Here is a 2,043-nt window from a genome sequence, read left to right as displayed (position 1 = left end):
TCTCAAGTCACTGGAAGTTTTGGTGGTTCTGACGGCGCAGTCTTTGATGTGACTATCCCTCTTACCATTGACGGTAACATTCTAACAAGAGTTATTGCACAGCTTCAGTGGAACCAAAATACCGTCACAGTTAGAAACCTTGGTGTGGCAGGAAGTTAATAGAAAGGAGGCGGTCCCTTGATTGAAATTTACGCAGGAGCAACCATGATTCAATCCGTTAAGACAGTCATCAGCTCAAACATTAGAGAAACCTTAGAGGGTGAATTTACCCTCTCATTTACTGTTATGGCGAAGTCTGCATTGGCTTTGAAAACAAAGCAAATTGCAAAACTAGATAATCAGTATTTTGAACTGGTCCAAATCAGTAAATCAATTCAAGGGAGCCTGCCGGTCTGCTCTGTTCTTTGTGAGCATGTGTCTTATCTTTTAAACCATGAAATGTATCAAATAAGCAGTTTTGACTTCACGGGTGATCCTTCAGTAGGATTATCCCAGCTCCTTGCAGGCACTCCCTTTTCAGCAGGGATTGTGGATTTTACAGAGAGCGTCACGATGAAAATCAACCAGAAGGTTTCAAGGCGAGCTGCCCTTATGCAGTTCATTGCTATTTTGGGTGGTGAAATCCAGTACGATGGCTATAGCATAAATATTCGTAGCCATAGAGGCTCCAATGATTATATCCCTGTGATGGGTTCAAAGAATGTTACAAACGTGGCTGTATCCCATGATTCCAGGGAGAATGCATCATCCTATGACATTTCATTTTTCAAACTGATGGATTTGGCTGTTGGTGATAATGTTCACATCATCTTCAATCCATTAGGAATCAATGTGAAAACCAGGATCATCTCTCTTGAATATAATCCATTCTACAGATTCAACATCCGTGTTGAGGTAGGAAGGTATCGACCCAGTATTTCTGACACCTTTTATCGCATAGAAAACTCTATTTCTAATGTAGGAAGCTCCGTGGATGATCTTCAAAACCAGGTCTATGACTTAGGCGTCTCCTACACCATTGTAAAAACGCTGTCGGTGATTGATAACAAAATTAATGTGACCTACGAAGTGGAAAAAGGCGATACCCACCAGTATCATGCCGAGTACAGCTTCACCACTGATTCCAGTGGCAGGATCACCAGCATCACCTTAGAAGATATTTTCTCAGAGCTTCTCCTTAAAGAGGTCTCTTCACTTCTGATTGATGCTGCAGCCTTTGAAGTGACCTATGCCGATGGCTCAACTGGAAGCTACACCTACTCCACCGATTCCAGTGGTAGAATTACCGCCATTGAGAAAGTTTAAGGAGGAAACCCATGAGCTATGATCGTAATTTTAATAACACCTTGGCCATCTGGACAGCTTTTGGTGGCAGAGGAAGTATTGTCCTTCCTATTCCTACCTTAAGCTGGACCAAGAAGTACTATAACAATTTTGGCTACACCCAATACGGAAGTGAAAGACAGATTAATGTCTATGATAACGGAAACGCTCAGATAGCTGTTTATTACGCCAAAACTCCCTACATGTCCTACTGGAACAAGACCACCAAACAATGGACCGTTGTCAGTGTTCCTTGGTGGAGTCATGGTCAGCCTGAAATTCTTTATGCTGCAGATGGTGTATTTATCGCAAAGATCGTGGGTCTCGCCAATATCATCGCATCCTTTGACGGTATCACCTGGCATAACGCTGGGTACTGCGCCGGAGCGCAAAATGCCATGACCTGTGGTGCTTATGATATGGACAGGGGTTCTGGTGTGGTCAGTTGGTGGTACTATAAGTCACCGGTTTATTATAGCTTTGATTTTCTGACAGAAAGAACTGCCTGGACCCTGGTCGGCTCTGATGGAACTTCAGTCCCCATCTTTAAATACCTGACTCGGCACAAAGGTTATTTTGTGGGAGTTGTTGGTGGGGACAAATCCATCGCCAGAGCAAGTACATCCAGTCCTGGAAGCTGGGTAACCACCATTCCTGAAGATGTGAATGATACTCGGTACATGTTCATTCGCTCTATCAATGGTGTGCTCTTTGTGATGA

2 protein-coding genes are annotated in these 2,043 nt (G+C 43.5%); both read left to right on the top strand.

All coding sequences use genetic code 11. The features are described from left to right. The first annotated feature begins 177 nt into the window (after nt 1–177). Complete coding sequence (locus ACOEN1_RS13320) at nt 178–1,305, top strand: hypothetical protein (RefSeq protein WP_422487380.1); 1,128 nt, start codon at nt 178–180, stop codon at nt 1,303–1,305. Nucleotides 1,306–1,316: 11 nt separating this feature from the next. Then, the coding region (locus ACOEN1_RS13315; protein WP_422487379.1) for a hypothetical protein at nt 1,317–2,043 on the top strand (727 nt) is incomplete at its 3' end.

Origin of the sequence: Gudongella sp. DL1XJH-153 (assembly GCF_049310905.1) — a bacterium.
Taxonomy (GTDB): domain Bacteria; phylum Bacillota; class Clostridia; order Tissierellales; family Tissierellaceae; genus Gudongella.
This window is presented reverse-complemented; position numbering and strand designations above follow the sequence as displayed.